A 15,007-nucleotide genomic window follows, 5' to 3' on the forward strand; every position below is an offset into this window, starting at 1 on the left:
CCTCTCGCGCTTATTCGCACACCGGTATCGGAATATCGGCCTCGATCCCGAGCACGCGATAATAGATGCGCTCGTATTCCGCGGTAATCCGGTCATTGCAGAATGTCGTGCGGGCCCGTTCCAGGCATGCTTCCCGGAACCGTGCGTACATCGATTCGTCGCTCAGCAGCTGAACCGCGTATTCGGCCATCCGCTTCGTATCGCCGACCGGCGCGAGGAAGCCGGTCGTGCCGTGCGCGACAAGCTCCGGAATGCCGCCGGCGAGTGAGCCGATCGTCGGCACGCCGCAGGCCATCGCTTCGAGGGCGACGAGGCCGAAGCTTTCTTTCTCGGACGGCAGCAGCAGCAGGTCCGCGACGGAAATGACTTGCGCCACATCATCCTGCTTGCCGAGGAAGGTGACGCGGTCCTCCAGGCCGAGCGATTCGACCTGCCATTGTATTTTCGACAGTTCCGGACCTTCCCCTACGAGCAGCAGACGCGAAGGCAGCTTCGCGTTCACGCGCGCGAACACGTCAATAACGTCGCCGACCCGCTTCACCGGCCGGAAGTTGGAGATGTGCATCAGCACCTTTTCGCCCGGCTCGGCGTATTCGTCGCGCAGCGCCCGGCATTCCCGCGGATAGTAGACGCGCTTGTCGACGAAATTGTACGTCAGATTGATCGGCGTCTCGATGTCAAGCCGCTCGCGGGTCTCCCGGATCAAATCCCGCGAGACGGCCGTCACCGCGTCGCTCTGATGGATCGCGAGCCGGATCAGATCGCGAAGCGACTCGTCCTGGGCCAGCACCGTGATGTCGGTGCCGTGCAGCGTCGTCACCGTCTTGATGCCGCCGTCCAGCATCTGTTTCGCCAGCCAGGCGCAGATGGCATGCGGCACGGCGTAGTGGACGTGCAGCAGATCCAGTTTCTGCATCCGAGCGACCTGCGCCATCTTGCTGGCCAGCGACAGATCGTACGGCGGATAGCGGAAGACATAATAATTGTTCACTTCGACTTCATGGTAATAGATGTTGCGCTGGAACTTGCCGAGCCGGAACGGAATGCTGTGCGTAATGAAATGAATCTCATGCCCTTTCTCGGCGAGCAGCTTGCCGAGTTCAGTCGCGACGACACCGGATCCGCCGAGCGTCGGGTAACAGGTAATGCCGATCTTGAGCGGTCTGGCCATGGATGCTCCTCCTCTCGCTTCGCGGCGCGCTCAGAACAGATGCACCTCGAACGGGCGCTTCACCGCAAAGCCTTCGGCATACGCCCACTGACGCTGGCCGCCGAGCAGCCGGTCGCGGGCTTCGACATTTTCGACGTAGCGCTGGTTGAGCGGCGTCGCTACCGTACCCGGCCCCGATTCGAACTGCGACCGATAGGCCGACAGCGCGCGGCGCTTCGCGTCGTACCAATCCGAAACATTGACGATCAGATCGACTTCCGCCACATCATTGATATAGTAGAAATACATTTGCTCCACCTGGACCGGTTCGAGTTCGGGCATGTACCGGCGCAGCTTCGCATTGAAAACCGCCTCTTCCACGAGGCGGCTCGCGGCGTTATGGTCGGGATGGCGGTCGTTCCAATACGGCGCGAACACGATCCGCGGCCGAAGTTTCCGGATTTCGCGCACGATGGACGCCATCTGATCCGGCGAACCGGTCAGCCCCCGGTCAGGCAATCCGAGACAGGAGCGATACGCCAGCCCGATCGCCTCGGCGGCTTCCGCGGCCTCGCGCTGCCGCAGTTCCACCGTCCCGTTCGACGACATTTCCGCGCGGGTCAGATCGCAGATGCCGAAGCGGATGCCGGCCTGCGTATGCTTGGCGATCGTCGCGGCCATGCCGATCTCGACATCGTCCGGGTGGGCGCCGAACGCCAGCATGTCGACGGCAGCCGTCATGACCGCCAGTCCTCCGGCTTGTATTTGTGGACAAGCTCCCGCCACGCGAATTCGCCGCGCTCGAGCGCTTTGACGAGCAGTTCGGCCGTGGCGACGTTCGTGGCGACGGGAATGCCGTACACGTCGCAGAGGCGCAGCAGCGCGTTGATATCCGGTTCATGGGGTTGCGCCATCAGCGGATCACGCAGGAAAATGATCAAATCCATGACATTCTCCGCCACCAGCGCGCCGATCTGCTGGTCGCCGCCGAGCGGCCCCGACATGAACCGGTGCACCGTAAGCCCGGTCTGCTCCATGATCCGCTTGCCGGTCGTGCCGGTGGCATACAGATCGTGATGGCGGAATACATACTCATAAGCGATGACGAAATTGACCATTTCGTCTTTCTTCCGGTCGTGCGCAATGAACGCAACCTGCATCCGCGCCGTCATGAACGTTTCTCCTCTCCGCCGTCCATCAGATGCTCGAATCCGTAGACGAGGCCGGTATAAGTCATCACTTTCTGCACCGCGGTCTTGACCCCCGGCATGTAGCCGGCGCGGTCATACGAATCATGCCGGATGCGCAGTGTCTGTCCGAAAGCGCCGAAGATCACTTCCTGCTGGGCGAATACGCCGGGCAGCCGGACGCTGTGGATGCGGAATCCGTTGTAATATCCGCCGCGCGCGCCTTCCAGTTTCTCTTCCTCATCGGGATGCCCCTGTTTGAGCTCACCGCGCACTTCGGAAATCAGTTCCGCCGTCTTGATGGAGGTGCCGGACGGCGCATCCAGCTTCCGGTCCCCGTGATACTCGATAATCTCCAGATGCGGGAAGTAGCGCGCCGCTTCCGCGGCGAACCGCATCATCAGAATGGCGCCGATCGAGAAGTTGGGCGCGATCAGGCCGCCGATACCGCGGCTTCTGCACAGCTTGTCCAGTTCGTCAATCTGTTCCGGCGTGAAGCCGGTCGTGCCGACAACGGGACGCACACCGTATGTAATCGCCGTCTTCGTGTTGTCGTAAGCCGACTGCGGCACCGTAAAATCAACCAATACGTCGACTGCGCCGCCGCGCAGCGCTTCCTCAAGGTCGCCGGTGATCGTGACGCCGCAGGCGGGCAATCCCGCAGCGGCGCCCGCATCCTGACCGGCCGACGTGCGTCCGACGGCGGCCGCCAGTTCAAAAGCCGGTTCTTCCAGCACCATTTTGACGACTTCACGTCCCATTTTGCCGCTTGCGCCCGCAACCGCGACGCGAATCTTGTCCGTCATGCCTTCCAACTCCTGTTCCCACTTGAGTAATGAATTAGTTCAATGCAGCGTGCGTTTTTGCTTTCTCCGATGACGCCGGCGATAGTCGGCAAACAGCCGCTTGGCTTCTCCATGCGCGGGATTCAGCCTGAGCGCTTCCCTTGCCGCCTGAGCCGCTTCATCGAACCGTCCGAGCGCCCCGTATGCCGCCGCCATGAGCAGCCAGGCTTCATCGAGCAACGGATCCAATTCCAGCGCAAGCTTCAGCCGGCCGATGACGGATGCATAGTCGGGATCGGCTGCCGCCAGCTCATTTTTGGCTTCCTCGGCCGCAATTCGCGCCTGAAGCGAAGCGAGATGGTAGCGGTAATCCGTCTGATCCGGCGCCAGCCTGACCGCTTCCTCCGCGTGCCGGAGCGCCTTCGTCCACAGGGCGCTGCGCATGCAGGTAATCGAGCATTTGTGGTGATATGCAGGATTGCCGGGCTCGGCAGCGATGGCCTGCTCGAACGACCGGATCGCCTGTTCGTAGTCGCCCGACAAGATCGAAGCATAAGCCTGTCTGATATGCTCTTCCCCGGCCATCCTCCACGCCCCCTCGCACATATGCTTATCGATCAGCATATGCACAAGGCAAGCGCCGGGTATGGGCGGGCAAGCCGCCGCACTATTCGGCCGGCTGCTCGATGCGCGTCCAGCGGTCCTTGTCGCGCGTCGAGATTTTCGCCATCACCTTGTCATGCGCTTCCGTCAGATCGATCCCCAGCGAATTGGCAAAGCAAATGAGAATGAAAAGCAGGTCCCCGAGTTCCATCTCGATGGAACTGTCCGGCTCGTCGGGCTTCTTCGGCTTGGGCCCGTAGTGATGGTTCACTTCGCGCGCCAGTTCCCCGGCTTCTTCCGTCAGCCGGGCCATCAAGGCGAGCGGACTGAAGTAGCCTTCCTTGAACTGTGAAATATATGCATCGACTTCACGCTGCATGTCGGCGAGTGTTTTGCCCAACACTAAGCACGATCCTTTCCATGAAAGATAAAAATTGATAAGCTTAATATCGACTTATCCTTTTACGCCGAACGGTTGTGTCCGCCCGCGGACACGGCGCCGGCCGTTTTGCTTATCCGACGATTCTTTCCTTATGTTAGCGCAAAGCACAGGGGAACACAATCCTTGCACCTTCCCGGGCTTCGATGCGTTGAAGCCCGATATCGAGGAGGTTGAAACGGATGTCCCGACGGGCAGCCGGCGGACTGCGCGTCCTCGTCCCCGTTGCGGCGGGAACGGCGATCTATGCGTTCGGCCTGCATTACTTCGTCCTGCCGAACACGTTGATGGAAGGCGGCGTTACCGGTGTCGGACTGCTGCTCTATTACATATTCGGCCTGCCGCTTTCCTTCACGACGCTGCTCCTGAACGTGCCGCTGTTTCTCGCGGGATGGAGACTGCTCGGCTGGAAATCGATGACGATGACGCTTTACGGCACGCTCTGTCTGACCTGCTCGCTGTGGCTGATGGAACGCGCGGTCGATGCCCGGCTCATCGTCCCGCTCGCAAGCGGGCGCGATCTGATTCTGGCCGCGCTCTATGCCGGCGTGACCCTTGGCGCCGGTCTCGGCATCGTCTTCCGGTTCGGCGCGACGACCGGCGGCATGGACATCGCCGCCCGCATTCTGGTGCGAAAATACGGCTGGAGCATGGGCCGGACCATACTCGGCATCGATGCCGCCATCATCGGCTCATCCCTGTTCTTCGTACCCGTCGAGCGCGTGCTCTACACGCTGGTCGTCGTCTTCATCGCCGCAAGAGTCATCGATTTCGTGCAGGAAGGGGCTTATGTCGGTAAAGCGTTCACGATCGTGACAGACAAAGGCCAGGCGATCGCCGACGCCGTTACCCGCAAACTCGACCGGAGCGTGACGATACTGCAGGCGACCGGTGGCTATTCGGGCGCGTCCAAGCAGGTCGTCTACTGCATTGTCGGCCGATCCGAAGCCCGGGCGCTGCGCGAGATTGTGCACGAGATCGACCCGAAGGCGTTCTTCGCGATCAGCGATGCGCACGATGTCGTCGGCGAAGGTTTCCGCGAAAGATGACGAAGCGCCCGCGGCTACAGCGGGCGCTTGACAGACGATATGCCCCATCGGTCATGACGGTACTTGCGGTACCCTGCGTACCCGAGAGCGGCACACAGGATGGCGGTCATGGCCGCAATCCATGCCGGCGACGGATCATCGGCTCGCGCCGGCGACAACACTTCCTTCGAACCGAACAAATCCGCAGCAGCCTGTTCGATGCCGTCGAACGCTTCCTCGATCCAGACCCGGTTCGCTTCCCCTTTCGCTGCAGCCGCCAGCAACCTCTCCGCATACCGGATCCGCTCCTGCAGCAGCTGAACGGACGGCTGCGGTCGGGCGACAGCTGCCGCCGCCTCCAGACGCTCGACCCGCTCCTTCAGGAGCTGAAGCGAAACGGCGGCCGCGGCGGCTCCCACCGTCCCGCCGCGCTGCCAGCCGCGGCGCATCCGGTCGAGATCGTCGCCGATGAGCCGCCCGTACTCGAGCCACAGCGATTCGCGGCCGGGCGTCAGTGCGTCGACGGCGAGAAGCAGCCGGGATGCCTCCGCCCGCCACCCGTCCGGGTTGCGGCCGCGGGCAAGCGCTTTGCGTGCCGCGCCGAGCGAATCATCAATCCGTCTCCACCCGGCCGGTTCTCCGATCGCATGCAGTTCGGCCGATGCAGCTGTTTCTTCTATTTTCAACAAATAGGCGTAGGACAGTTGACGATTACCGTCCAGGGACGCGAGGTAGAAACTGTGGGTCAGAATCTCGAGACGGTCCAATCGGTCTTCAGCCGCCGCCGGCGCATCCGCAGACAATGGCAATCCGCCGGCGGTCAGCAGAAGCATGAGCACCAGCAGTATCTTCAGGCGAACGGACATGGACAATCCCTCCTAGACATCAGTCTATGAATGGATTGTCCGGTTCAGAACCGCAGCCCGAACCTGCTGCTCACCGGCGATCGACAGCACCGGCTTCGCCAGGAGATCGGTATTGCAGCGCGATCAGCGTCAGAAAGTAGCTGACGACCGACAACACGAAGGTGAACCCGGCAATGACCGTCATATCGTCTTCCAACACCGACGGCAGCCACGGATAGATGCCGACGCCGTAATCCATCGTATCGTTCAGCAGCATCCATCCGAGAGCGAGCAGCGCCGCCATCCTGCCGAACCGCATGAACCGCGCATAGAGCAGCCCTTCGACGGCCATCGCTGCATGCGATGCGATGAGCATCCAGTTCTGCCAGTCGAGCGGATCACCCTGCAACCCTTGCGCGGCGTTCATGACGACCGCCCAGACGCCGTATTTCACCAGCGTCAGGACGGCAAGCGCTTCCACCGCGATTCGGAAGATCCGGTAAAATCCGCTTTCCCTTTCCGGACGCATCAGGATGAGCACCAGCCAGATCGTGAAGAACAGGCTTGCCGTCGGACTGTCCGGGACGAACACGATGCGCCAGAGCGGATGAGACCCAAGTGTCCAGCGCAGCTGCTCCCCGTACCAGACATAGCCATACGCCGTGCCGAGCGCGTTGCAGATGAAGAGCAGCCAGAGCAGCCGGCGGTCGAGCAGAAACGCACGGCTGGTGAACCATGTGAGCGACATGTGCGGCCCTCCTTGTCCGTCCATTCTTGACGCAAAAACTAAACCTGACCGCCGGATGGCGGTCAGGTTCGCTGATGCTTCCGCAGCCTGAAGCCTCAGATCGGCCGCGGCATTCAGATTGCTGTCTTATTCCGCTTTCTTCTGTTTCGCCAGCCATTCTGCGATCTGATCGATCTCTTCAGCGCTGAGTTGACCGCCGAACGGGGGCATCATGGTGCCTTTGCCGTTCGTCACGATCTCGGCCAGCTCTTCCTTCGAATACTTGTCACCGACGCCGGCCAGAGGCGGAATCGAGCTTTGACCCTGGTAGTCCGTGCCGTGACAGGAGAGGCAGTTCTGCTGAATGACCGACGTGATCGGATCGTTCGCGTCAACGACGGCGATCTTCTTGTCCTCGCGTTTGACGGGATTCGGACGCTCTTCCCCGCGCTCAGCCGCAAGGCGCGCTTCCTCTTCACGCTTGATATGCTCCGGCACAATGCCGTTCACTTCAAGCTGATGCTGATAGTGATCCCATGCCACATAGGTCAGGTAGACGCAGGAAATCAGCGACAGGAACATCAGCGTCGAAGCGATCGGACGGCGGTAGAAGCGGCGCTCCTTGCCCCGATCGAGGAACGGCGCGCACAGCAGGGCGCCGAACATGATGAGCGGGACGCCGACCGTTCCGAGCACGACGTAATCGCCGGACACATACGGATACTTCAGGAACTGGTACAAGAACAGGAAATACCAGTCCGGCATCGGTATGAACGACGTATTGGTCGGGTCCGCCGGATAACCGAGCGGCGCCGGATGGGAAATCGTCAGGACGAGGAACCCGACCAGCACGACGACGCCGACCATCCATTCTTTCAGCAGGAAATTCGGAATGAACGCTTCCGACTTGCCTGGAAACGCCGAATAATCGGGCGGTATGTTCGGCATTCTCCCGGACTTGCGGACCCGGGAGTCGCCGACGTATACCACTTTCTCCTGGCTGTCCTTGGAGTTATGGGCCATCGGTGAAAACTCCCTTCAATTATAGTGGTCCGGAGATGCCTTGTCTGCGGATCATGATGAAGTGAGCCGCCAGCAATGCGAGCAGCGCGCCGGGCAGGAAGAAGACGTGGATCGCGAAGAAACGCGTCAGCGTCTGCGCTCCGACGACATCGCCGCCTTGCAGCAGTTCCGCAATGTACGGTCCGATGTACGGCACCGATTCCGCAATCTGGATGCCGACCTTCGTCGCGAAGTAAGCCTTGTTGTCCCACGGCAGCAGGTAGCCGGTGAATCCGAGGCCGAGCATGACGAAGAAGATGAGCATGCCGACAACCCAGTTCATTTCGCGCGGCGCCTTGTATGCGCCGGTGAAGAAGACGCGGAGCGTATGCAGGAACATCATGACGATGACCAGGCTCGCGCCCCAGTGGTGCATGCCGCGCACGATTGCGCCGAACGCAACTTTATGCTGCAGATAGTCGACGCTCGCGTAAGCGTTGATGATATCCGGCACATAGTACATCGTCAGGAACATGCCGGACAGAATCTGGATGACCGTAATGAAAAACGTCAGACCGCCGAAACAATATACGAAGGCGGAGAAGTGATGCGCCGGGTTGACATGTTCGGGGACCTCGTGATCCGCGACGTCTCTCCACATCGGCGTGATGTCCAGACGCTCGTCAATCCAGTTGTAGATTGCTTTAAACATCGGATATTACGCCTCCCAATCAGACTCGCGAGTTCGGTTTGACCGGTCCGAGGTACACCCAGCCATCTCTCACTTCCACTTCGTATTCGTCAAGCGGCGCCGGAGCCACTCTCAGGTTCTTGCCGTCAATCGAATACTTCGCCTCGTGGCACGGGCAGAAATATTGATTGTCGTTCTGGCTGTTCCAGTTGACCGTACACCCGAGATGCTTGCAAACCGGCGACAACGCGAAAATGGTGCCGTTCTGGTCGCGCGCGATCCATGCGGAACGCTCGGGATCGCTCTCGTACCAACCGTCAACCTGGTGGATCTGGTACTTGAATTCCTTCGGTTCACTCGTAATCGCGCTTTCTTCGGCAACTTTGACGAACGTGCCGCCCGTCTTCTTCTGAAGAATCGGGTCGACCGCAAAGCGGATCATCGGCAGCACGACACCGCCTGCCATGAATGCGCCCGCACCGCCGAGCGTATACGACAAAAATTGGCGCCGGGACATCGTTTTTCTCATCACGGACGAGTGTGACTGCTCATGCTGCTCGTGGTTGCTCATCTCCTGCTCTACCCCCTTTGCCAATCGTTATGCGGGTCTTGTCATGCCGACAACTACCATGACGAACCAAACCATAACTAATAATATCCCAGGCCCTATTGAGCGTCAAGAACGCGGAAATGAAAATGAAACAGCGCCTAAAATCGTTCTGAATTTTGTTGAAGATTTGTCACAATTGCCGCATCCCAGCACATTTTTCCCTTGCCCCGGACATTCTATTCAGCGCTGCGGTCAGGCTCTTCCCGCCTGTTCCGCCACATCGCCTGGACGGCTTCCGACACAGCCCGCGCTGCCGGCAGCGCCCCGTCCGGCTCCGGGACGATCCACAGATCAACCGAAGGCAAGTCCGCCTGATAGGAACGGTTCATCGAGACGATGATGACGTGTCGAAAACCGCCAGCCTTGAGACCGGAGGCCACCCGTTCGATCGTCTGCGCCCCTTCCGCCGCATAGTGCAGCGCGGGATAGGTGACGGTCCGGCCCTTGAACGGCATTTCGACGAGGTCGAGCAGATCGCGCAGCCGCGTCAAAGCCGCCTCCGCTTCATCCGGCGATTCGCTGCCCGTCAGGCCGGTGACCGGCAGGATGCCGGTGTCGAAATAAAGCTGCAGTTCCGCCCATCGTTCGCCGCTGAATTCACTGAATTTCATGAGCTTCATGATCCTCCGATTTCAGACAGGTTGTTCTTCCCGGACATCTTACCATATCCCGCAGCCGGCCGAAAACCGACAGCAGCAAAAAAACCCGCCCCCTGGCCAAGGGGCGGGCCATCGTTCAGATCGTTCGCAGCTCCTCCGCAAGCCTGCGGAATCCGTCCACATCGCCGTTGTCCAGCGCTTTGTCGATTTCGGCATAAATTCTTTCCTTGCGATAGATGCGCAGCGCTTCGTCCAACACCATTTCCGCAGCCAGCGAAAGCATCGCCTCATAAGATTTCATTCTGTCCACAGGACACACCTCCTGGAATAGCGGTGATCGTTCCACCGGATGTCTGTCCTTCCTGCCGACGTCTTACTCAAGCATATTCATGAGCGGCCGCCCTGTAGCGGACGAATGTCCCCGGGCCGGCTGAATGTACCGTTACCCATCCGGCTATCAGCCGGACAGAATCGGTTCGAAGTCCCGGGGTCCGGAACCGCCTATCGCCTGCCGGCCGGCTCTCGTCAGCCTGAGCACCGTGCGGCCGTTCTCGTCTTCCCCGATTCTGAGCAATCCCAGATGCACCATCATCGCGAAAATGCGCTTGTCGAGCACGGACGCCGGATCATCGTAGTAGAACGGCCGGACAAAAGGCTGAAGCGCGCCGCGCAGCGAGTCTGCCGTCACCCAGCGGTCCGCCAGCCGCTCGATGAGCCGGACGATCGCGGGCAGATTCGGAATCGCCGCGCGGTAGAGCCGGACCCAGAACCGGTACAGTTCCTCGGGTTCTTCGATTGCGCGGCTCGCCAGTCTGCTTGCGCCGGCTTCGGTCAGCCGAAGCTGGCCGTCTCTCTCAGACAGATACCCTTTGTAGTGGCAGTAATCGTACAGAAGGGCCAGCCGGTCCGGATAGTCTTTGAATCGTCTGCCATAGCCGAAACGCCAGCTCCCCCGGGCCGGCGGTTCTTCACGGACGGCCAGCGCTTCGAGCAGCTGGAGCAGATTCCGCTTGTACATCACGCCGTCCTGGGTCAGCGGCACCACGTGGCGCGCGGCATAATCCAGCAAGACGAGCACGTCGTCCGCCATGAGCTCCTGCTCGTCACGATACGCGAGCGGCTCCCCCGCATAGACAAGCCGCCTGGCCAGACGCTCCGCCAGCACATCGCGGAACCGCTCCTTCAAATCTTCCGGTACGCGAAACAGATAACGGTTCGTGCCGTTCGTGCCGTTGAACAGCCACCCGTATTGTTTGAATCGCGAGATCGTCTCGCGCAATCCGGATGCGGATGAGCCGCCGCCTTGCGCGGGTTCGTCCTTTGGCGCCGCCGATTTCCGCTTCCGCTTCGTCCGCCTTTCCGGGGGTGGGACGACCGGATCGAATTCGAGCCGCACGGCCGCCACCTCCTCGGGCGAACCCGGTTTGGCCTCCGCATCGAACCGGCTGCTGCGCACGCGCGCGAGCAATTCTTCCAGGCTGAACGCATCGCGGTCATCGAAGAGCAGCGAGTGGAGGAACCGTTCGTCCTCGAGGGACAGCCCGTCGAGCAGCGCCTCAAACCGATTCTTCTCCAGGGCGGCAGCCAGAATCGTCTGCATCAGCTCATGCTTCGAATGCCCGTCGCATTCCAGGCGGTACATTTCCGCGATCCGCATCAGCTGCGCGATGTCCGCATAGCCCAACATTTCGGCCAGCAGCATGCCATCCCCTCCGTTCCTTGGGTCTATTCCCATTATGGGAAGAACGGAAAAAAATAAAACGTGATGCAAGCCGCCCGCCATTACCGTGATTTTGCAGGATATTCGCCCGAACGCGCAAAAAAAGAGCCGCCCCGAACTTGCTCCGGGTCAGCTCCGTGTTTCCAACGTATCCAGATGTTTCGAACAGTTGTGCAGAAGTACCCGCCAGTCCGAGCCGGCCGATTCAAGGATGGAAAGCGACATGTTGCCGATGCGCCGATCTTCCAGATCGCTGCATAATGCCCGGAGCAAAACGGCGAGGATGCTGCCGTGGGATACGACCAGCAGCCGGATTTCCGGGCTGCGGGCCTGCCAGTCGGCTATGAACGCCAGCCCGCGCTTCTGAACGCTGTCATCGCTTTCCTGTCCGACGTCCCGGGAACGCCAATCCGCTCCCCAACGCCGAAGCCGCTCCTCTTCGGTCGTTCCCTCGGCGAGCCCGAAGGATCGTTCCCTTATTCTCGGGTCGGGCGGCAGAAGCGGAATGCCGAGCGCATCGGCCAATATGCGCGCTGTCTCCCTTGCGCGCTTGAGATCGCTCGAGACGACCGCGTCCCATACCCGATCTTCCGCCTTCAGCCGGGCCGCAAGCGCACGCGCTTGCCGGATGCCCGCTTCGTTCAGCGAAATATCGGTCTGGCCCTGAATGCGGCCGACGGCATTCCATTCCGTCTCGCCATGCCGAATGAGTCCGATGATCAACGACATACCTCCCGATAAGCGATCGCCGTCAATGCCTCGTGCGCGTGAACCAGTTGATCGTCAGCAGCGTCATGATCATGCCGAGTATCGACAGCGCGATCCAGTACTGCGGATAAGTCGGCACGACAGTCAGCACGACCGGACCGCTGATGCTTGCAACGGGCACATCCTGATAGAACTCGATGCTGATCGGTTCTGCGCCGTCCACCGAGCTGATCGTATCGATCATCCCTGTAAGCCTGGCAATTTGCGCATCGGCTGCATCCTTCTCGGGAGCACCGATCGCCATATAGATGAAGGCGCTGACGAACATGGCGAAGCAGCAAGCCATCGCGGCCGCCACGCCGCGGCGGAACGATTCGGACCAACGGTACGTCCGGTCCTTGACCGGCAGCAGCCAGAAGTCTTCCTGGTATATCCGCTCCATGACGGCGCGGTTGATGCGTTCATCCGGATCCTGTTCGGCGTCCGCAATCTGCAGCCGGCGGAGCATCGATTCGCTCTCTTCCCAGATCCGGAATTCTTCCGCGCAGCTGTCGCAATCCGCAAGATGGGCCTCAAATCTCAAACGATCCGGATCGTCTTCCGGCAGGTCCCAGACGAGACCGAACCATTGCTGCGCTTGCTCGCAATTCATCGTGCTTTCATCCCCTCGTATTCCACGTAAGACGAATCAAAATACGGCTCCAGCTGCGATTTCACACTGGCCCGGGCGCGGAACAACAGCGATTTGACCGCGCTGACGGACTGTCCGAGAATCGTTGCAATCTCCTGATAGTCCAGCTGGTCGTACTCGCGCAAGATCAGCGCCGAACGCTGTTTCTCCGGCAATCGGTTGATCGCTTCGCGTACGAGGTTCATCCGCTCCCGCTGCAGCAGGCGCTGTTCCGGCGCCGCCTCAGGCGGCGCAAGCGGCACGACGCCGGATTCGTCGAGCGAGACATTGCCGCCTCTCTGCTTGCGCAGTTCGCTCAGCACCGTATTGCGTGCGATCGTATAGAGCCAGGTGGAGAACGATGCGTCGCCTTCGCGGAAGGAATGCAGACTGCGATATGCTTTGTAGAACGTCTCCGAGCACAGATCCTCGGCCATCAGGTCGAGCCCCGCGCCTTTCAGCATATGGTAGATGAAGGCCAGTATTTTGCGTTGATAACGCCGCATCAATTCCGAATATGCCTGGACGTTGCCGTCCTTGATTTCACGGATCAATTGGGAGTCGGTCATGGGCTGTGCCCCTCCTTGGGCTGCGGTGATCGCCCTCCCGGATCCGTCACTACATTGTACCGATCCGGAAGGCAAAAGTTGCGCCGCCCGGCCGCATCATTTCGCCAGGCTTTTGCAATATGGCGATTTCCCGCCGGCCGATGTCCGCGCCTCCGGCGCAGGAAGCACTCGGCCTTGACTAGATCAATTCGAGTCGGAATGGTGAAATCCTGCATTATGTACCGGGCCGCACGGGGACCCTAGTATTTTACAGAGCACATACAGACATTGTATCACAGATTTGTGATTTGGGGAGTTCAAGTTTTTTCCGGCCGCAGCATGACGCAATGTTATAGACGATTGAAACAAGCGATTGGTGGCATAGATGAGGATTTTTTAAACAAAAAAAGACCACCCTTCCGGGTGGCTGCACGATGGGTGCAAGAATTTGGATAGGAGTGGAGAGAAACCATACTGTATCTTCAGTATATGTATCCGTTTTCAAAATGTCAAGTATGCGTTTACAACATTTTTGCGTCCTACAGGCGGCCGGCAAGCCGAGCGCGGGAACCCCGCCCGGTTCCGACTCGGCCTTGCGCTTACATGTTGACTTCGAATCCCATCGAGGCGAGCAGTTGAACCGCGCGGTCGAAATCCGGCTGTGTCCGGAACGACAGCCGCAAGATGCCCGGCACGTCCTCCCGGCTCTCGATGATTTGCAGGTTGCTGATGTTGATCCGCTCGTTGCCGAGCTCCGTCGCGATTTTGCCGATGATGCCCGGATGGTCCGGCACGTCGATGTAACATTCGTACAGCGGGTCGATGACGCCCCGGCGCCGTTCCGGCAGACTGCTGCGGAACTCGCCGGCCGTACGGAACGCTTCCTCCACCATCCGTTCATCCATCCGCTCCAGCATTTCGATAAATCCGCTCACGCCCTCCTGCCACTCTTTCAGCAGCCGGATCAAAACGCTGCGATTGTTGATGAGAATATCGCGCCAGATGACGGGATCACTCGATGCGATCCGCGTAATGTCGCGGAACCCGCCGGCGGCCAGCGCGGAATACAGCGGATTGGTTTCATTGTACGCCCGGATCTGATTCACGAGCTGCACGGCAATGACATGCGGCAGATGGCTGATCGCGCCGACAATCGTGTCGTGCTGGTCGGGATCGACGAACACGATGTTGGCTTTCGTATGGCGGATCAGACCGGCCAGCCGGTCGACCGCTTCCTGCGGCGTGTCGGGCTCCGGCGTCAACACGTAATAGGCGTTCTCGAACAGCAGCGAGGTAGCCGCTTCGACGCCGGATTTCTCCTTGCCCGCCATCGGATGACCGCCGATGAACACCGCGTCGCCGAAATCCAGCGATCGCGCGCAGGCGGCGACCGACGATTTCGTGCTGCCGACATCCGTGATGATGCAGCCGGGTTTCAGCTTCATGGCGGCCAGCCGGCGGAGATAGTCTTCCAGGTTGCCGACCGGCACGCACAGAAAAATGAAATCCGCGTCAGCCGCCGCCTCTTCCATCGACGTCGTCGCCGCATCGACGACGCCTCGGGCGAGGTAACGTTCAATCGAGGATTGACGATGGGAATGCCCGATGACGTGCAGGCCGGGTTTCCCCTTGAAGCAAAGCGCAAGCGAACCGCCGATGAGTCCGACGCCGAAAATCGCGATCTTGGTCATGGAG

At 60.2% G+C, this 15,007-nt stretch carries 19 protein-coding genes; 1 reads left to right on the forward strand and 18 read right to left on the reverse strand.

Features of this window, described 5'->3' with window-relative positions; genetic code table 11:
- Positions 1 to 10: 10 nt before the first annotated feature.
- The 6 genes from bshA to THECO_RS08930 all read right to left on the reverse strand — a co-directional run bounded on the left by bshA (position 11) and on the right by THECO_RS08930 (position 4,104).
- On the reverse strand, positions 11 to 1,171 hold the full coding sequence (bshA, locus tag THECO_RS08905) for an N-acetyl-alpha-D-glucosaminyl L-malate synthase BshA (protein WP_015254702.1): 1,161 nt from the start codon (positions 1,169 to 1,171) through the stop codon (positions 11 to 13).
- A gap of 30 nt (positions 1,172 to 1,201) precedes the next feature.
- Entirely contained in the window at positions 1,202 to 1,891 is a 690-nt protein-coding gene (gene bshB1 / locus THECO_RS08910; RefSeq protein WP_015254703.1) for a bacillithiol biosynthesis deacetylase BshB1, read from the reverse strand.
- Positions 1,888 to 2,310, reverse strand: a complete 423-nt coding sequence (gene mgsA / locus THECO_RS08915) for a methylglyoxal synthase (protein WP_041854338.1) — start codon at positions 2,308 to 2,310, stop codon at positions 1,888 to 1,890. The genes bshB1 and mgsA overlap by 4 nt, the downstream gene beginning before the upstream one ends.
- An 8-nt stretch (positions 2,311 to 2,318) precedes the next feature.
- Positions 2,319 to 3,143, reverse strand: coding sequence for a 4-hydroxy-tetrahydrodipicolinate reductase (gene dapB, locus THECO_RS08920; protein WP_015254705.1), 825 nt, complete (start codon positions 3,141 to 3,143; stop codon positions 2,319 to 2,321).
- 39 nt (positions 3,144 to 3,182) lie between these two features.
- The gene (locus THECO_RS08925; protein ID WP_015254706.1) at positions 3,183 to 3,707 is read right to left on the reverse strand and encodes a tetratricopeptide repeat protein; all 525 of its coding nucleotides are present in this window, start codon (positions 3,705 to 3,707) and stop codon (positions 3,183 to 3,185) included.
- Between the two features lie 82 nt (positions 3,708 to 3,789).
- Entirely contained in the window at positions 3,790 to 4,104 is a 315-nt protein-coding gene (locus tag THECO_RS08930; protein WP_198285797.1) for a nucleotide pyrophosphohydrolase, read from the reverse strand.
- 242 nt (positions 4,105 to 4,346) lie between these two features.
- Between THECO_RS08930 and THECO_RS08935 the strand changes: the two genes are divergently transcribed.
- On the forward strand, positions 4,347 to 5,213 hold the full coding sequence (locus THECO_RS08935; protein WP_015254708.1) for a YitT family protein: 867 nt from the start codon (positions 4,347 to 4,349) through the stop codon (positions 5,211 to 5,213).
- A gap of 14 nt (positions 5,214 to 5,227) precedes the next feature.
- Here the strand turns inward: THECO_RS08935 and THECO_RS08940 are convergent, their stop codons facing one another.
- From THECO_RS08940 to THECO_RS08990, 12 genes are all read right to left on the reverse strand, one after another.
- Positions 5,228 to 6,058, reverse strand: a complete 831-nt coding sequence (locus THECO_RS08940) for a sporulation protein YpjB (protein ID WP_015254709.1) — start codon at positions 6,056 to 6,058, stop codon at positions 5,228 to 5,230.
- 70 nt (positions 6,059 to 6,128) lie between these two features.
- Entirely contained in the window at positions 6,129 to 6,785 is a 657-nt protein-coding gene (locus THECO_RS08945) for a DUF1405 domain-containing protein (RefSeq protein ID WP_015254710.1), read from the reverse strand.
- Positions 6,786 to 6,911: 126 nt separating this feature from the next.
- Positions 6,912 to 7,787, reverse strand: a complete 876-nt coding sequence (locus THECO_RS08950; RefSeq protein WP_015254711.1) for a menaquinol-cytochrome c reductase cytochrome b/c subunit — start codon at positions 7,785 to 7,787, stop codon at positions 6,912 to 6,914.
- Between the two features lie 19 nt (positions 7,788 to 7,806).
- Positions 7,807 to 8,478: a menaquinol-cytochrome c reductase cytochrome b subunit gene (qcrB, locus tag THECO_RS08955; protein WP_015254712.1), complete on the reverse strand. Its 672-nt coding sequence runs from the start codon at positions 8,476 to 8,478 to the stop codon at positions 7,807 to 7,809.
- Between the two features lie 19 nt (positions 8,479 to 8,497).
- The gene (locus THECO_RS08960; RefSeq protein WP_015254713.1) at positions 8,498 to 9,028 is read right to left on the reverse strand and encodes a QcrA and Rieske domain-containing protein; all 531 of its coding nucleotides are present in this window, start codon (positions 9,026 to 9,028) and stop codon (positions 8,498 to 8,500) included.
- A gap of 215 nt (positions 9,029 to 9,243) precedes the next feature.
- Positions 9,244 to 9,678, reverse strand: coding sequence for a DUF2487 family protein (locus THECO_RS08965; protein ID WP_015254714.1), 435 nt, complete (start codon positions 9,676 to 9,678; stop codon positions 9,244 to 9,246).
- A gap of 124 nt (positions 9,679 to 9,802) precedes the next feature.
- On the reverse strand, positions 9,803 to 9,976 hold the full coding sequence (locus tag THECO_RS21070; protein ID WP_015254715.1) for an IDEAL domain-containing protein: 174 nt from the start codon (positions 9,974 to 9,976) through the stop codon (positions 9,803 to 9,805).
- 147 nt (positions 9,977 to 10,123) lie between these two features.
- On the reverse strand, positions 10,124 to 11,368 hold the full coding sequence (locus THECO_RS08970; RefSeq protein WP_015254716.1) for a hypothetical protein: 1,245 nt from the start codon (positions 11,366 to 11,368) through the stop codon (positions 10,124 to 10,126).
- 147 nt (positions 11,369 to 11,515) lie between these two features.
- Positions 11,516 to 12,109, reverse strand: coding sequence for a histidine phosphatase family protein (locus THECO_RS08975; protein WP_015254717.1), 594 nt, complete (start codon positions 12,107 to 12,109; stop codon positions 11,516 to 11,518).
- Positions 12,110 to 12,137: 28 nt separating this feature from the next.
- The gene (locus tag THECO_RS08980) at positions 12,138 to 12,746 is read right to left on the reverse strand and encodes an anti-sigma factor family protein (protein ID WP_015254718.1); all 609 of its coding nucleotides are present in this window, start codon (positions 12,744 to 12,746) and stop codon (positions 12,138 to 12,140) included.
- Positions 12,743 to 13,333 (reverse strand): RNA polymerase sigma factor, encoded by a 591-nt coding sequence (locus THECO_RS08985; protein WP_015254719.1) that lies wholly within the window; start codon positions 13,331 to 13,333, stop codon positions 12,743 to 12,745. The genes THECO_RS08980 and THECO_RS08985 overlap by 4 nt, the downstream gene beginning before the upstream one ends.
- 578 nt (positions 13,334 to 13,911) lie before the next feature.
- On the reverse strand, positions 13,912 to 15,003 hold the full coding sequence (locus THECO_RS08990; RefSeq protein WP_015254720.1) for a prephenate dehydrogenase: 1,092 nt from the start codon (positions 15,001 to 15,003) through the stop codon (positions 13,912 to 13,914).
- Positions 15,004 to 15,007: the final 4 nt, after the last annotated feature.

It is taken from the genome of Thermobacillus composti KWC4, assembly GCF_000227705.2.
In the GTDB taxonomy this organism is placed as follows: domain Bacteria; phylum Bacillota; class Bacilli; order Paenibacillales; family Paenibacillaceae; genus Thermobacillus; species Thermobacillus xylanilyticus.